At 57.2% G+C, this 15100-nt stretch carries 14 protein-coding genes; 11 read left to right on the top strand and 3 right to left on the bottom strand.

Translation table 11 applies throughout. The features are described 5' to 3' along the window. Nucleotides 1-9 precede the first annotated feature (9 nt). From glyS to glmM, 7 genes are all read left to right on the top strand, one after another. Nucleotides 10-2229 carry a glycine--tRNA ligase subunit beta gene (gene glyS / locus ACR0IU_RS02715; RefSeq protein ID WP_480715160.1) on the top strand — a complete coding sequence of 740 codons (2220 nt, stop codon included), beginning with the start codon at nucleotides 10-12 and terminating at the stop codon, nucleotides 2227-2229. Nucleotides 2230-2241: 12 nt separating this feature from the next. Next, a complete protein-coding gene (locus ACR0IU_RS02710; protein ID WP_480715159.1) occupies nucleotides 2242-4827 on the top strand; it encodes a putative PEP-binding protein in 2586 nt (861 codons plus the stop codon). A 186-nt stretch (nucleotides 4828-5013) separates the two neighbouring features. Continuing rightward, nucleotides 5014-5652 (top strand): cell wall hydrolase, encoded by a 639-nt coding sequence (locus tag ACR0IU_RS02705; RefSeq protein WP_029621754.1) that lies wholly within the window; start codon nucleotides 5014-5016, stop codon nucleotides 5650-5652. 73 nt (nucleotides 5653-5725) lie between these two features. After that, the gene (locus ACR0IU_RS02700; protein WP_480715158.1) at nucleotides 5726-7099 is read left to right on the top strand and encodes a multicopper oxidase family protein; all 1374 of its coding nucleotides are present in this window, start codon (nucleotides 5726-5728) and stop codon (nucleotides 7097-7099) included. A gap of 102 nt (nucleotides 7100-7201) precedes the next feature. Beyond that, nucleotides 7202-8122 carry a dihydroneopterin aldolase gene (locus ACR0IU_RS02695; protein ID WP_170470864.1) on the top strand — a complete coding sequence of 307 codons (921 nt, stop codon included), beginning with the start codon at nucleotides 7202-7204 and terminating at the stop codon, nucleotides 8120-8122. Next, nucleotides 8119-9117: a dihydropteroate synthase gene (gene folP / locus ACR0IU_RS02690; protein WP_480715157.1), complete on the top strand. Its 999-nt coding sequence runs from the start codon at nucleotides 8119-8121 to the stop codon at nucleotides 9115-9117. Before ACR0IU_RS02695 ends, folP begins: the two co-directional genes overlap by 4 nt. A 32-nt stretch (nucleotides 9118-9149) precedes the next feature. Next, nucleotides 9150-10493, top strand: coding sequence for a phosphoglucosamine mutase (glmM, locus tag ACR0IU_RS02685; RefSeq protein WP_260025500.1), 1344 nt, complete (start codon nucleotides 9150-9152; stop codon nucleotides 10491-10493). On the opposite strand, the gene ACR0IU_RS02680 is transcribed toward glmM, so the two are convergent. Next, nucleotides 10490-11392 (bottom strand): DMT family transporter, encoded by a 903-nt coding sequence (locus ACR0IU_RS02680; RefSeq protein ID WP_480715156.1) that lies wholly within the window; start codon nucleotides 11390-11392, stop codon nucleotides 10490-10492. The two genes, glmM and ACR0IU_RS02680, sit on opposite strands and share 4 nt — an antisense overlap. Before the next feature lie 78 nt (nucleotides 11393-11470). Between ACR0IU_RS02680 and ACR0IU_RS02675 the strand changes: the two genes are divergently transcribed. After that, entirely contained in the window at nucleotides 11471-11782 is a 312-nt protein-coding gene (locus ACR0IU_RS02675; protein ID WP_170469305.1) for a metalloregulator ArsR/SmtB family transcription factor, read from the top strand. Next, nucleotides 11779-12234, top strand: coding sequence for an SRPBCC domain-containing protein (locus ACR0IU_RS02670; RefSeq protein WP_480715155.1), 456 nt, complete (start codon nucleotides 11779-11781; stop codon nucleotides 12232-12234). The genes ACR0IU_RS02675 and ACR0IU_RS02670 overlap by 4 nt, the downstream gene beginning before the upstream one ends. Before the next feature lie 45 nt (nucleotides 12235-12279). On the opposite strand, the gene ilvC is transcribed toward ACR0IU_RS02670, so the two are convergent. Continuing rightward, complete coding sequence (gene ilvC / locus ACR0IU_RS02665; protein ID WP_170469311.1) at nucleotides 12280-13302, bottom strand: ketol-acid reductoisomerase; 1023 nt, start codon at nucleotides 13300-13302, stop codon at nucleotides 12280-12282. Between the two features lie 132 nt (nucleotides 13303-13434). Here ilvC and ACR0IU_RS02660 point away from each other — a divergent pair, with 132 nt between their 5' ends. Together ACR0IU_RS02660 and ACR0IU_RS02655 are read left to right on the top strand one after the other, a co-directional pair. Next, on the top strand, nucleotides 13435-13890 hold the full coding sequence (locus tag ACR0IU_RS02660) for an Lrp/AsnC family transcriptional regulator (protein WP_170470869.1): 456 nt from the start codon (nucleotides 13435-13437) through the stop codon (nucleotides 13888-13890). Continuing rightward, entirely contained in the window at nucleotides 13887-14345 is a 459-nt protein-coding gene (locus ACR0IU_RS02655; RefSeq protein WP_010439313.1) for an Lrp/AsnC family transcriptional regulator, read from the top strand. Before ACR0IU_RS02660 ends, ACR0IU_RS02655 begins: the two co-directional genes overlap by 4 nt. Here the strand turns inward: ACR0IU_RS02655 and ACR0IU_RS02650 are convergent. Continuing rightward, nucleotides 14342-15043, bottom strand: a complete 702-nt coding sequence (locus ACR0IU_RS02650; protein WP_170779053.1) for a GntR family transcriptional regulator — start codon at nucleotides 15041-15043, stop codon at nucleotides 14342-14344. The genes ACR0IU_RS02655 and ACR0IU_RS02650 overlap by 4 nt on opposite strands. Nucleotides 15044-15100: the final 57 nt, after the last annotated feature.

Here is a 15100-nt window from a genome sequence, read left to right as displayed (position 1 = left end):
GGACCGACTATGCCCGACCTGCTGATCGAACTGTTCTCCGAAGAGATCCCCGCGCGGATGCAAGCCCGCGCCGGTGAGGATCTGAAAAAGCGGATAACCGATGGTCTGGTCGAGGGCGGTCTGACATATGCCTCTGCCGCTGCGCTAACTACGCCGCGTCGTCTGACACTGGCGGTTGAGGGCCTGCTGGCGGAAAGCCCCACGATCCGGGAAGAGCGCAAGGGGCCCAAGGTCGGCGCGCCGGACAAAGCCATCGAGGGTTTCCTGCGCGGCGCGGGCCTGACCCGAGATCAATTGGAAGAGCGCGACACGCCCAAAGGCGCAGTCTATTTCGCCACCATCGAAAAGGCGGGTCGCCCGGCGGCTGAAATCATCGCCGAGGTTTTGGAAGCTACCATTCGAAACTTCCCCTGGCCCAAATCGATGCGCTGGGGGGCTGGATCGATGCGGTGGGTACGGCCTTTGCACTCGATCCTGTGTATCCTGACAGATGAGGCAGGCGCGCAGATCGTGCCGCTTGAGGTCGAGGGGATCACATCCGGTGACACGACTGAGGGCCACCGTTTCATGGCCCCGAACCTGTTTTCTGTGACCTCGTTCGAGGATTACGCCGCCAAGCTGAAACGCGCCTTTGTGGTGCTGTCGCCCGAAGAGCGTGTCGAGCATATCTGGAACGATGCTCAGAACATGGCTTTTGCCGCCGGTCTGGAAGTCGTCGACGACAAGGGTCTGCTGGCCGAGGTGGCCGGTCTGGTCGAATGGCCCGTGGTGCTGATGGGGCAGATCGACGAGGAGTTTCTCGAACTGCCGCCCGAGGTGCTGCAGACCTCGATGAAGGAACATCAGAAGTTCTTTTCCGTGAAGAACCCCAAAACGGGACGGATTGAACGGTTCATCACCGTCGCCAACCGCGAAACCGCCGATAATGGCGCGACCATTCTGGCAGGGAACCAGAAGGTTCTATCGGCGCGTCTGGCCGATGCGAAATTCTTTTGGGAGAACGATCTGCGCGTTGCCAAGTCGGACATCGCCCAATGGACCCGCGCGCTGGAGAATGTGACCTTCCAAAACAAGCTGGGTACACAGGCCGAGCGGATCGACCGCATCGCCGCACTGGCCCGCGAACTGGCTCCGGTAACCGGAGCGGATGCCGATCAGGCTGAGAAAGCCGCGCGTTTGGCCAAGGCTGATTTGAACTCCGAAATGGTCTATGAATTCCCTGAACTTCAGGGGCTTATGGGGCGGTATTACATCGAAGCGGCAGGCGAGGATGCCGCAGTGGCCGCCGTGGCGCAGGAACATTATTCGCCGCTGGGGCCATCGGACGATGTGCCAACCGCGCCGCTGTCGGTGACCGTGGCACTGGCCGACAAGTTGGACACGCTGACCGGATTCTGGGCGATTGATGAGAAGCCGACTGGCTCGAAAGATCCGTTTGCGTTGCGTCGTTCGGCATTAGGGGTAATTCGACTAATTGTGAATAACGATCTGCGTCTTCGGTCGGACCGTTTCTTCGATAGCCAACTGGTTCGAGCAGAAAGCGCTATCAATGACGCCTTGCCCGAAACGAATGTCCGCGATCTCTTGGAAGAAATCGCAGAACATGGTGTCTTTGGTGCGTCATTCCAGACTGTCAAAGAAAAGCTTGAAGGACTGCCCGCAACAGCATTTCTTGAGCTTGAGAAAAAGGTTCCTGACGCGTCTGACGATCTCCTTTCTTTCTTCCACGACCGCCTCAAAGTCTTCCTCCGAGACGAAGGCATCCGCCATGATGTCATCGACGCCTGTATCGCGATGGAGGGGAATGACGACCTCAACCTGTTGGTCAAACGTGCGCGTGCTCTGAACGCGGTGATTGCGACCGAGGATGGAGAGAACCTCGTGCAGGGGTTCAAGCGGGCCAACAATATCTTGTCTCAGGCGGAAGAGAAGGATGGGGTGGAATACTCCTACGGCGCGGATGTGAAATTTGCCGAAACCGACAGCGAGAAGGCTCTGTTTGCAGCACTCGACGCGGCGGAAGCTAAGATCGATCCTGCGCTGAAGGTGGAGGATTTCCCGGTAGCGATGGCGGCAATGGCCGAACTGCGCGGGCCGGTGGATGCGTTCTTTGAGGATGTGCAGGTCAACACCGACAATGACATCCTGCGTCGCAACCGTCTGAACCTGCTGAGCCAGATCCGCAAGGTCTGTTCCAGCGTCGCTGATCTGACCCGTATCGAGGGATAACGCCCTTGCGCCATGGGCGCAGGGCCTTATGCTGCGGGCAAACCAAAAGGTGCCGCAGTGCAGAATAATCCGCATACTACGCTTATCACTCCGAAAGCGCCCGTTGCCGCCAATACCCATGGCGGCCGGGCGAAGTGCCTGCAACGACTGGTTCGGCTGGACATGCCGGTGCCGCGCACGGTGGCGCTGTCTTTTGACGCGGTGCAGCGCATCGCGGAAGGTCAAGTTCCTGACATTGCCGCCATTCTGGAACAATTCGATGCCGAGGCGCTGCTGTGTGTACGGCCTAGTTCAGAAGACCCCGATTGGGGTGGCCCGGGCGCAGTGCTGAACATCGGTATGAATGATGCACGTTATCTCGACCGATCGGCGGATATGGGCGCAGATGCGGCGGCGGCGCTCTATCTTCGGTTCGTGCAGAGCTACGCGCTGCATGTGGCCCGTCTGGACCCGGATGTATTCGATGATATCGAGACGGATGGTCGCGAAGGGCTGAGCTTGTCTCTGCGCGCGTATGAAGATGAGACCGACGAGGTCTTCCCCCAGGATCGGGGTGAGCAGTTGATCGGTGTCTTGCGGTCGATGGCACGGGCGTGGGATGGAACCTCGGCCCGGTTGCTGCGACAGGCCAAAGGGGCACCCGCAGATGCCGGGCTTGGACTGGTGATTCAGGAAATGATCCCGGGCGTGGGGCAAGGCGAATGTGGCTCGGGTGTACTGCAACTGATTGATCCGGCAACGGGCATGCCTCAGATCACTGGGCGGTATCTGAGCCAGAGCCAGGGGCGAGATGCGCTCGGCGAAGGCGTTGCTGCGCTGTATCTTGAGAAGGACGAGCGCGGACCATCACTGGAAGACGTGGCTCCCGAAGCTTTCGCGGATCTCAAAGCCAATGCTGCCTTAATGCGAGAGAAGCTGCGCGAAGAGATGCAGGTCGAGTTTGTCGTTCAGAACGGGCAGGTACATATTCTGGATGGTGTCCGGGTACCACGCGGATCGCGAGCAGGCATGCGGATTGCGGTGCGTTTGGCGGAGGACGGGATCATCCCGCCGCAAGAGGCTGTGATGCGCATCGACCCGCACTCGCTGAATGAACTGCTGCACCGTCAGGTTCACCCAGACGCTGAACGTGATGTTCTGGCCACGGCCATCGCCGCAAGCCCGGGCGCTGCGACAGGTCGGATCGTATTCACCGCGGCCGAAGCTCAGGCCAGCGCTGCGCGGGGTGAACCTTGTATTCTTGTGCGCCGTGAAACTTCGCCCGAGGATGTGCGGGGAATGCATGCCTCGGTTGCGGTGTTGACCGAAAAGGGCGGGATTACCAGCCATGCGGCAGTGATCGGCCGAGGTTTGGGGCTGCCTTGTATTGTCGGCGCGTCCGAAATGCGGTTTCAAACCAAGAAAAAGCTGCTGAACGCTCCGGATGGGCGGGTGTTCAAAACAGGTGACATTCTGACCATCGACGGCACATCCGGGCAGGTTCTGGCAGGCCAGCCCGAAATGCTTGAGGCAGCCTTGGATGATTGCTTTCAAACCTTGATGGGCTGGGCCGACGCCGAGCGGGACATTGCGATCCGCGCGAATGCCGATACGCCTGCCGATGCACAGACTGCGCGGAATTTTCAAGCAGAAGGGATCGGGCTTTGCCGGACGGAGCACATGTTCTTTGATCCGGGTCGTCTGACCGTGATGCGTGAGATGATTTTTGCGCAAACGCCATCGGGGCGCGCTGCGGTGTTGGAACGCCTACTGCCGATGCAGCGGCAGGATTTTGTACAGCTGTTTCGGATCATGGAGGGGCAGCCGGTTTGCATCCGCCTGTTCGATCCGCCGTTGCATGAATTCCTGCCCACAACCCGTAGCGGACAGAGAGAGCTGGCTGAGGCGCTGGACTTGCCTGTTTCGGATGTCGAGCGTCGGGTCGAGGCGATGAGCGAATACAACCCCATGCTGGGGCTGCGTGGCGTACGTCTGGGCGTGACTGTACCCGAAATCTACGACATGCAGGCGCGCGCGATCTTCGAAGCAACGTTGGAGGCCAGCAAGGAAGGCGCACCCGTGGTGCCCGAGGTGATGATCCCGCTGGTTTCGGCCAAGCGCGAGGTCGAGCTGGTTAAAACCCGGATCGATACGGTCGCGGCCGAGGTTGCCTCGGAGCAAGGGCAGGAATTCGATTATCGGCTGGGCGTGATGGTGGAAACGCCCCGGGCCTGTCTGCGCGCGAATGAGATTGCCCCGCATTCCGCCTTTCTCAGCTTTGGAACCAACGATTTGACTCAGATGACCTATGGATTGTCGCGCGACGATGCGGGGCGGTTCATGTCGGCTTACGTGAATTTGGGGGTCTTCAATGAAGATCCGTTCCACGTTCTTGATGGGGACGGGGTTGGCGAATTGCTGAAGCTTGGGGCCGAACGTGGTCGGGAAGCTCAGCCAGACGTTACGCTTTCAGTATGTGGCGAACATGGTGGTAACCCCGAATCAATCGCAATCTGCCGAGCTTTGGGGTTTGACTACGTGTCCTGCTCTCCCTTCCGAGTTCCGGTCGCTAGGCTGTCTGCCGCTCAACTGGCGATTTCGTCCAAACTTGGGGGTTGACTAACTGTCCACTACCTAGAAATAGTGGCGAAGTAATTGCCTCGCTGTCGATGAAAATCGTTGGCGTAGGCGATTTTTTACTTGCATCTACTTGAAAACTGGACCTCTGCCTCGAAGTGGAGTATGTGCCTCGTCGCGCCCGCCGGGGGAGGGTATGGCGCGTTTGTGCCTGTGCGAGGTTATCTGATGAGACGCTACATAATGGCTGTCGCCGTGGGGGCCGCAGCCGTGCTGCCAAGTTTGTTGTTCGCCGAACGGCAGAACGATGAAAAACCTGTTGAACTGGTTGCCCGGAACGAGCTGCCAGCGCAGAACTTTCGCGACTATCTTACGCTGTTCAAGCCGCGTAAGGCACCAGAAAAGGTTGAAATCTCTTACACCAAAGGTTGGTTGGATCAGCAGCCCAACGCAAACGGAGATGAACATTTCCGTTGTCTTGCAGAGGCGCTGTATTTCGAAGCCCGTGGTGAAAGCGTACGCGGGCAATTTGCCGTAGCCGAAGTGATCATGAACCGCGTCGAAAGCGGACGCTTTCCGAATTCGCTTTGTGGTGTGATCAAGCAGGGAACCGGTAAGAAGTATCAGTGCCAGTTTACTTACACCTGCGATGGCCACAAAGAGGTCATCCACGAAAAGCGTGCTTACGAGCGTGTCGCCAAGGTTGCCCGTGCGGCGATTGATGGCGTTGCTGAAGAGATGACAGCGGGTGCTACACACTATCACACCAAGGCAGTTCGCCCGTCCTGGTCACGGGTTTACAAGGAAACTGCGCGGATTGGTGTGCATATTTTCTACAAGCACAACTATCGCACTGCCAGCAACTGATTGACGCACCAGCGCTGGAAGGGTGCTGGCCCCAGGCGTTTTACCGACTATGTTGCGAGCCAGGAGGCTCGTAATGACCATATCACGCCGACAGTTTCTACAATCGACCTTGGCCTTGTCGATGATGCCACGCGTGGCGATGGCATCAGCCTCCGAGTTGGTGGCACAGACTTCCATGCAGCAGATCGCGCCCCAAGGGTATCCGGAAACTCCGATCTGGAGTTACGGCGGTGGTGTTCCGGGTAGCGAAATCCGTGTTCCACAGGGCGCCCGGGTGCGTCGCAAGCTTGTTAACATGCTGCCCCAACCAACGACTGTTCACTGGCATGGCATCCGGATTGACAATGCGATGGATGGAGTGCCCGGTCTGACGCAGGAGGTTGTGCAGCCGAAGGCTAGTTTTGACTATGATTTCGAGGTGCCGGATGCAGGGACCTATTGGTACCACGCGCATAATCAATCTATGGAGCAGGTCGCGCGAGGGCTTTATGGCCCTTTGATCGTCGAAGAGGCCAGCGGACCCGATGTTGATCAAGACCTGACCCTGATGCTGGACGATTGGCGCCTTGACCCCGAAAGCGCAGAGATTTCAGGCGATTTCGACAATGGTCATGATCTGAGCCATGCGGGTCGGCTGGGCAACCTTGTAACGGTGAACGGAAAGTTTGACCCTTCATATCCGGTACAGACGTATGAACGATTACGCTTACGGTTGATCAATGCGGCGAATGCCCGGGTATTCGACGTCACGCTTGACGGGCTCGCCGGCTGGATCGTGGCGCTTGACGGTATGCCGCTTGAGGTTCCATTGCGGGTTAAAAACAGTTTCCCATTGGCGCCCGCGCAGCGAGCCGACCTGATCGTTGATGTTTTGGCGAACTCGGGCCAGGCGGCTAGCATTGTTAGCGTGGAGCGGGATGGCGCATACGGATTGGCCAAGTTTGAAGTGTTAGGAGTTCCCTCACGTGTTGCGCGCACTAAAATTGATCCGTTACCGGCAAATCGTATGCCCGAAATTACACTGAAGGACTCTCCGGTGCATCGTATGACGATGCAAGGTGGGGCAATGCGCTGGCTGGAGAGCGCCAACTTGGGCGATACGGAGCTTTCAGGTCGTGAGTTGGCACAGCTTGGGCGATTCTGGGCATTGAACGGATATGCAGAGCGGCCGGATGATCCGTTTCTGGATGTGCGATTAGGATCGGTTCATCGGATTGAATTTGCAAATGAAACGGCATTTCCACATGCCATGCATCTGCATGGGCACCATTTCCGCATAATCTTGCAGGATGGTACGCTGGGGCCTTGGCGTGACACTGTTCTGGTCGAGCGTGGGCAGGTGCGGCAGGTGGCGCTTGTCGCCGACAATCCAGGCAACTGGCTGTTGCATTGTCACATGCTAGGCCATGCGGCATCGGGAATGATGAGCTGGTTTCGGGTCACGTAACGCCGCAATCGATAGCTGGAAAGGCGCATGTTACGGTGCTATACGCCCGCGAAACGCCTAAAGTGGGCTGATCAGTCCACCGAGCCCGAAAAGGTCCGACGTATGAGCTCTGAAATCCGCCTTGCCTTCGCGCATCCCTCTGAGCGGTCCGAGGCAACCGCACCTCGCGGCCCTTTGGATCGTATTTCTTTGCGGGATCACATTGTCGAAGTTGAGATCGGTGCCTTTCAGGCTGAACGTGGCACAACCCAACGTATCTGTTTCAACATCGTCGTGGAAGTGCGCCCGCTTAGTGATCCTATTGATGATGATGTGGATCGCATCCTGTCATACGACAGAGTGACCGAAGCGATAGCGTTCGAGCTGGCGGCTGAGCGATTGAATCTTCTGGAAACACTGGCTGACCGTGTGGCTGAGCGAATATTGCTTGAGCCTCAAGCCGTAAGAGCCTTTGTTCGAATTGAAAAATTGGATCGTGGCCCCGGTGCGCTGGGAGTCGAGATCGTCCGCGGAAAGGATGCGGTGCATCACGACGTGACCGAAGAAGAGCGGCCTCATCCACGGCTTGTTTTCCTGTCAAATGCCGCGATTGAATCCGAAAACCTGGCTGGTTGGATCGATCAGCTCGAGAACCGGCAACGCCCGCTGATCTTGTGTGTTGGTGCCTCTGATCTGGCGGTGTCGCAGACTGGCCATGCCATGACGCAACGCAGGATTGATCTGCTGGCGATCGAGCAGAACGCCTGGGTGTTGGCCGCAAGGGATTTCCGTTGCGTAGTCGTCTCGACACGGACCGAGTTGGATTGGGCGATGAAAAACGGTCAGATATGCGTTTGGGCGCCGTCGAAAGTAGTGTTGGATGCGGTAGATGGCCCGTCTGCGGCACCGTCGGATGCAGTGGCGCTTGCTGCGTGGTTCGCGGCAACATTTGAAGCCAGCGAAATGCTGGTGATCGGCGGAGACCTTCCCGAGGCCCCTAAAACGCCGTTGCGTGCAATTCCGGTCGAACAGGCGCAACTGTGACCGTCTACTACCGTCCTTTGGTTCAGCACGGTGACCTTCGTCCTGACGGAGCGATGTCATTGGCAGGTCAGAAGCTGTGGTTTACACAAGCCGAAAAGATCGAACGCGGGAAAATCAAGAAGGTCGTGGATGTCTCTGATATTCCAGAGGAACATCTGGTTCGATTTGTCCGCCCGCGCACCGCGATAGCCGGGCTTGATATGGCGCAGCCTCAGATCATGGGCATTCTAAACGCGACGCCCGATAGCTTCTCGGATGGAGGGGTGCATAACTCGATTGACACAGCGCGCACCGCTGCGGTCGAGATGGTGGCGAATGGTACAAGCATTCTGGATATCGGCGGCGAATCCACACGCCCCGGAGCTGATTTCGTGCCGGAGGACGAAGAAATTGCGCGTACGCGCCCCCTGATCGAGGCGATCCGCTCCGAAACCGATGCGTTAATCTCGATCGATACTCGTAAAGCCAGCGTTGCCAAAGTTGCGCATCAGGCTGGAGCGGGGTTGATCAATGATGTGTCTGGGTTCACTTTCGATCCGCAACTTGCGCCATATTGCGCACAGATCGAGGCTCCGGTCTGCGTAATGCATATGCAGGGTGATCCGGCCACGATGCAGGATGACCCGCAATATGACGACGTTTTATTGGACGTTTACGATTTCCTAGATGGGCAAATCACTGAATTGGTAGGGCTGGGCCTGAACCGTGATCTGATTATCGTCGATCCCGGCATCGGGTTTGGCAAAGACACGGACCACAACCTAACCCTTTTGCGTAATCTCAGCCTGTTCCACGGGTTGGGCTGCCCAATCCTGTTAGGCGTTTCGCGCAAAGGGTTCATTGGCGAGATCGGCAAAGAGTCGCGCAAGGATGCCCGCGCGCCGGGATCAATCGCGGTTGCTCTGGCGGGAATATCACAGGGCGTGCAGATTGTGCGGGTACATGACGTGGCCGAGACGGCTCAGGCCTTGCGTCTATGGGCCGCCGTCCGGTAATCCGGACACAAGGAATTTCAGGAGAACGACTTATGCGCAAGCTGTTTGGAACCGACGGAGTGCGGGGAACCGCCAACACGCACCCGATGACGGCGGAAATGGCATTGCGTATCGGTGCAGCTGTGGGTCGGTATTTTCGCCGGGATGCGTCAGGCGTGCATCGGGTGGTCATTGGTAAGGACACAAGGCTGTCTGGCTATATGCTGGAAAACGCGTTGACGGCGGGCCTGACCTCTACGGGCATGAATGTGCTGTTGCTGGGGCCGGTGCCGACGCCCGCAGTCGGGTTGATGACTCGTTCGATGCGTGCAGATTTGGGCGTGATGATCTCGGCCAGCCACAATCCGGCGATCGACAATGGTATCAAGTTTTTTGGGCCAGATGGCTTCAAATTGTCTGATCAGGCAGAGATTGAGATCGAACGGCTGATCGAAGAAGGCGTAAGCCCCGCGCAGGCACAGAATATCGGCCGTGCGCGTCGGGTCGATGATGCGCGCTTTCGTTACGGAGAGCGGGTGAAATCCTCGTTGCCGCGCGATCTGCGTCTGGACGGGCTGAAGGTCGTGATCGACTGCGCAAATGGGGCGGCGCATCGGACAGCGCCCGAGGTTCTGTGGGAGCTGGGTGCGGATGTGATCCCGGTTGGGACTGCACCTGACGGCAAGAATATCAACCTCGATTGCGGCTCGACACAGCCGCGCGTTGCGGCCGAGACCGTGGTGTCGCATGGCGCCGATGTCGGCATCTGTCTGGATGGTGACGCCGACCGGGTGGTTGTGATCGACGAAACCGGCGCCGTAGCTGATGGGGATCAGCTGATGGCCCTTTTGGCTTCCTCGTGGTCTCGCGCTGATCAGCTCAAAGGTGGCGCGCTGGTGGCAACGGTGATGTCAAACCTCGGGCTGGAACGGTATCTGGCGGGGCAAGGGCTGCGGTTGGAACGCACTGCCGTTGGTGACCGGTATGTAGTCGAACGCATGCGCGAAGGTGGCTTCAATCTGGGCGGTGAACAATCAGGCCATATTGTTATGAGCGATTATGCTACAACCGGCGACGGGCTAATGGCCGGGCTCCATTTTCTGGCCGAGATGGTACAAACCGGAAAGAAGGCCTCGGAACTGTCGCGCCAGTTTGAGACGGTGCCGCAACTGCTGAAAAATGTGCGTTTTAGTTCCGGTCAGGCGCCGCTTGAAGCCGCCAGCGTCCAAAGTGCTATTTCCGATGCCGAAGCACGCCTGAATGGTCAGGGACGCCTGTTGATCCGCAAATCGGGAACCGAACCTTTGATCCGGGTTATGGCTGAATGCGAAGATTCCACCCTGCTGAACCAGGTTGTTGATGGGATTGTGGCCGAGGTCGAGGCCGCCACTGGCTAACGCCCGATCAGCATTTTGCGCAGGCTGAACCATTGGCTGATCGCCAAACCAGTCAGAATCATGAGTAGAGCGATGTAGAAGCGCAGAGGCAATGCCTCGGACAGAATCCACGCTCCGAAGACCATTGACCAGATGGGCACCTGATAATTCACCAAGGTCATAAAAACCGATCCGGCGCTACGGATGATCGACACGCGAAGCAGTGTGGCGAAGGCTGTTGGTATCAGCCCCAGAATTATGATGGCAAGTCCTGAGCGCGCGCCTTGCCATGTGGGTGTTCCTTCAGTCATCAGCATGATCGGTAACAAGATCACTGCGCCAACGACCAGTGTCAGTGCAGACAACGTTATCGGGTCAATTGGCGGACAGCGGCGAGTGATAACGGATGAACTGGCATAGCAGAATGCGGCGCCGATACAGGCAAGCTGTGCCAGTGGCTCGGCCCCTTGGCCCAGCTGTGCCAGGCCGGGGCCGATCAGAACAAGCGCACCGGAAAATCCCAGCGATACCCCGACCAAGCGGCGCAGGTTCATAGGCTCATCCGAAAAGAAATGTGCCAATGGCAGCACCATGAGTGGAACCGCGGCCATCGACAGGCCCGCAAATGCCGATGGCACATATTGCTGGCCCCAACTCAGCAACACAAAGGGCAGGGCAGTAGAAAGCACTCCGATAACAGTGACAAACCACCAAAGTTGAGCACTCATCGTGGGCATTTTGCGCCGTGTGATCCGCATCAACAGTAGCAATGTGACCGCGCCTAGAGTTGTGCGCGCGGTGGCCACAGTAATGGGGGCATAACCTTCAAGAGCTATGGCCACGACCATGAAAGTGGCTCCCCAGATGAGGCCGAGTGCTGCGATGCCGCTCCAGTCGCGGTGGTCGGGTTGTTGAACCATTCCATCCCCTTATCCTGCGATCAGGTCGGTGTCACGATGCGATCTTGACTTTATGTAAGTATATGCTTACCGTTAGTCATGACTTACCAAGATACGTTCTATGCACTAGGTGATCCGACCCGTCGGCAGGTGTTCGAAGCAGTAGCTGACAAGCCCCGTGCAGTAGGTGAACTGGCAGGTGAATTGCCCGTTAGTCGCCCTGCGGTATCCCAGCATCTGAAAGTGCTTTCCGACGCTGGTTTGGTCGAATGCCGCGCTGAAGGCACCCGACGGATTTATGCCGCGCGGCCCGGCGGGCTGAATGAAATGCGGGCGTGGTTAGAGCGCTACTGGTCTGATGTTCTGGAAAGCTTCGCAATTGAGGTAAATGAAGGGGGGCAGGACATATGACGGATCCAATCATCAAAACTGTAGTTGTAAATGCAGCGCCACAACAGGCTTTCGACATATTCGTCAAGCGCACAGCATCATGGTGGCCACTGAACCGGCACGCGGTATCAGCAGGGGCGGGCAAGGCGGCTTTGGGTGTCGTGATTGAAACTGAAGTTGGCGGCGCAGTCTATGAAGTGATGCATGATGGCGCACGGGCCAAATGGGGTGAGGTTCTGGATTATGAGGTCGGTCGCCACTTTGCTATGAGCTGGCATCCGGGCACTGATCCAGACAAACAGACCCGCGTCGAGGTGAAGTTCGAGGAACATGGGCAGGGACAAACCAAAGTTACGTTGACCCATTCTGGTTGGGAGGTCTGGGCCGCTGAGGCGCAAACCAAGCGAGAAGGCTATAACAGTGGCTGGGATTATGTACTTGCGACCTGTTTTGCCGATGCGGTGGGCAAATGAAAAGGGCGGCCACATGGGCCGCCCTTTCACTAACAGACGTCAGGCCTAGTTCTTTTCTTTGTCGACCATTTTACCGGCCGAGATCCAAGGCATCATACCACGCAGTTTGGCACCGGTTTCTTCGATCATGTGCTCGTCATTGGCGCGGCGGGCCGCTTTGATGGTCGGCTGACCAACGGCGTTTTCCAGCATGAAGTCACGAACGAATTTGCCCTGCTGGATGTCGTTCAGAACCTCTTTCATTCGTGCTTTGGTCTCGTCGTATTTCAGGATACGCGGGCCGGTGACGTACTGGCCGTATTCGGCCGTGTTCGAGATCGAGTAATCCATGTTGGCGATGCCGCCTTCATAGATCAGGTCAACGATCAGCTTCACTTCGTGAAGACACTCGAAGTAAGCCATCTCGGGCGCGTAGCCCGCTTCGACCAGAGTTTCAAAGCCACAGCGGATCAGTTCGACCAGACCGCCGCACAGAACGGCCTGTTCGCCGAACAGGTCGGTTTCGCATTCTTCACGGAAGTTGGTCTCGATGATGCCCGAACGACCGCCACCGATGGCCGAGCAATAGGACAGGCCGATTTCCAGCGCTTTGCCGGTCGCATCGTTGTCGACCGCGACGAGGCAAGGAACACCGCCGCCTTTGGTGTATTCACCGCGCACGGTGTGGCCGGGGCCTTTGGGGGCCATCATGATGACGTCGACGCCTTCTTTCGGCTCGATCAAGCCGAAGTGCACGTTCAGGCCGTGGGCAAATGCGATGGCAGCACCCGGCTTGATGTTGTCATGCACGTATTTCTTGTACGTCTCGGCCTGCAGTTCGTCGGGCATGGTGAACATGATGACGTCGCACCAAGCGGCGGCTTCAGCGATGCCCATCACTTCCAAACCTTCCGCTTCGGCTTTCTTCGCTGAAGGCGAACCTTCGCGCAGCGCTACGACAAGGTTCTTGGCGCCCGAGTCACGTAGGTTCAGAGCGTGGGCGTGACCTTGCGAGCCGTAGCCCAGAATGGCCACTTTCTTGTCTTTGATCAGGTTGATGTCGCAATCGCGATCGTAATAGACGCGCATTTTGCCGGTCCTTTCTGTTTTGATTGCGGTGGTTTTTACTTTGTATTTCCAAGGATAGCGATGGCTCAATTCTTGGAAAATCAAGAATAAATGCCTTGTCTATTCTTAAAGAATGCTATTCTTGTGAAATTCATGTTAGATGATCTGGATCGCCGAATATTACGCCATCTGCAGGCTGAGCCGAGCTTGTCCGGTGCGGAACTGGCCGAACGTTGCCGCAGCACGCAAGGTGTTTGCGGGCGGCGAGTCGAAAAGATGCAGGCGGCGGGTATCATCGAAGGGCAGGAGGCGGTAATCGATTGGACCGCACTGGGATATGCGGTAGAAGTGTCGCTGCGCGTGACCTTGGACAAGACGCAGGCACGGGCCTTTGATGAATTTACCGAGGCTGCCCGTGAAGTGGCCGAGGTGATCGAACTTCAGACCTTTCTGGGGCGAGTCGATGTGCGCCTTTCAGTGCTGGCACAGGACATGAGCCATTACCAACAGGTCTATCGGGATCGAATCCTGACACTGCCGCATATCGCAGATATTGAAGCGTTGATGCACATTGCCCGAGTCAAGCAGGATGAGGCATTGCCGATATGATCGAATTGGACGAAATCGATCGAAGGATTTTGCGCGCTTTGAGGCAGGATGCCACCCAAAGCGCCGGTGCATTGGGGCGCAAATTCGGGTTGTCTCAGCCCGCAACCTGGCGCCGAATTAAGCGGCTGGAAGATGCGGGTGTGATCAAAGGTCGACGATTGCGGCTGAACGCCGAAGCGCTCGGGTTCGGGGTGACGGTGTTTTTGGGCGTGAAACTAGCGCGAAAAGGTCAGGTTAGCCTTGAGGATTTTGAGCGCGCCGTCAGTGCCATTCCAGAAGTGCAGACAGTCGAGCATGTGCTAGGGCTTTACGATTATCGCTTGCGGGTTGTGGCGCGGGACCTGGCTGATTTCGAGAGAGTCTTGCGGAGACGCGTTATGACTCTGCCCGGGGCCGGGGAAGTCGAGGCCAACGTATTGCTAAGCGAAGAGCGCCTTCCAGGACCGATTGGTTAGTACTTTGAGCGGATTCGAAATCCGGGATGATGGGTCATGCGGGCAAAAGTCATGGGGCGGCCGTTTTTCCATGTGGTCCGCTCGAGCTGGATCATCGATGTCCCAGTCGTGGTGCCCATGAAATCAGCTAAGCGCCCATCTGCAGAGATGGCGCAAAAGGCGATCTCAGCTTCGGTAAAAGGTGCTGCATTCAGCAACCATTCATGAGGGCCGCTATTGTTCAGATCGGCGTGTTCAACCTCGGGAACGGCTTCAATATTGATCCAGCGCTCTTCAAGCTGGAAGGGACGATTGTCAGCATAGTGCATACAGATCACATGCAAGACACGCGCATCCGGTTCGACATTCAATTGAGAGGTCAGCCAGCCGGGGCTGTAGACCACCTTTCGTTCCACCAGTGCGTAGCGATAGGCTGAGTTCTGATTCTCAACTGCCTGACGTGCCAGTGAAATCTCAAGTTTGGCTTGTTTGCGCGGCTCTTTTTTAACCCGCGTCCCGCTTTTGCGCTTACGCTCGACAAAGCCCTGTTCTGCAAGTTCCCGTAACGCGCGGTTAACTGTAGCGCGGGCGCAATTGAATTCTTCCGCAAGTTGGGTTTCGGTGGGCAGAAGTGAGCCCTGTGGCCAAATACGTGATTCAATCCGCCGTTTAACTTCGTCCCGGACGACCTGAAAATTGATCCGCTTTTGCGCAGTCACGAGCTAAAAATTCCATTCTTGTTCAAAGTGAGTGTATCTGGTCAGAAACACGTCAGG

It is taken from the genome of Ruegeria sp. CL5 (assembly GCF_056536485.1).
Note: the sequence above shows the minus strand (reverse complement) of the source record. Positions and strands in the feature narration are given on the sequence as shown.

Excerpts from the sequence above, each read along its gene's own strand:
- glyS (WP_480715160.1), top strand. The coding sequence starts at position 10 with ATGCCCGACCTGCTGATCGAACTGTTCTCCGAAGAGATCCCCGCGCGG.
- ACR0IU_RS02710 (WP_480715159.1), top strand. The coding sequence starts at position 2,242 with ATGGGCGCAGGGCCTTATGCTGCGGGCAAACCAAAAGGTGCCGCAGTG.
- ACR0IU_RS02705 (WP_029621754.1), top strand. The coding sequence starts at position 5,014 with ATGAGACGCTACATAATGGCTGTCGCCGTGGGGGCCGCAGCCGTGCTG.
- ACR0IU_RS02700 (WP_480715158.1), top strand. The coding sequence starts at position 5,726 with ATGACCATATCACGCCGACAGTTTCTACAATCGACCTTGGCCTTGTCG.
- ACR0IU_RS02695 (WP_170470864.1), top strand. The coding sequence starts at position 7,202 with ATGAGCTCTGAAATCCGCCTTGCCTTCGCGCATCCCTCTGAGCGGTCC.
- glmM (WP_260025500.1), top strand. The coding sequence starts at position 9,150 with ATGCGCAAGCTGTTTGGAACCGACGGAGTGCGGGGAACCGCCAACACG.
- ACR0IU_RS02680 (WP_480715156.1), bottom strand. The coding sequence starts at position 11,392 with ATGGTTCAACAACCCGACCACCGCGACTGGAGCGGCATCGCAGCACTC.
- ACR0IU_RS02675 (WP_170469305.1), top strand. The coding sequence starts at position 11,471 with ATGACTTACCAAGATACGTTCTATGCACTAGGTGATCCGACCCGTCGG.
- ACR0IU_RS02670 (WP_480715155.1), top strand. The coding sequence starts at position 11,779 with ATGACGGATCCAATCATCAAAACTGTAGTTGTAAATGCAGCGCCACAA.
- ilvC (WP_170469311.1), bottom strand. The coding sequence starts at position 13,302 with ATGCGCGTCTATTACGATCGCGATTGCGACATCAACCTGATCAAAGAC.
- ACR0IU_RS02660 (WP_170470869.1), top strand. The coding sequence starts at position 13,435 with ATGTTAGATGATCTGGATCGCCGAATATTACGCCATCTGCAGGCTGAG.
- ACR0IU_RS02655 (WP_010439313.1), top strand. The coding sequence starts at position 13,887 with ATGATCGAATTGGACGAAATCGATCGAAGGATTTTGCGCGCTTTGAGG.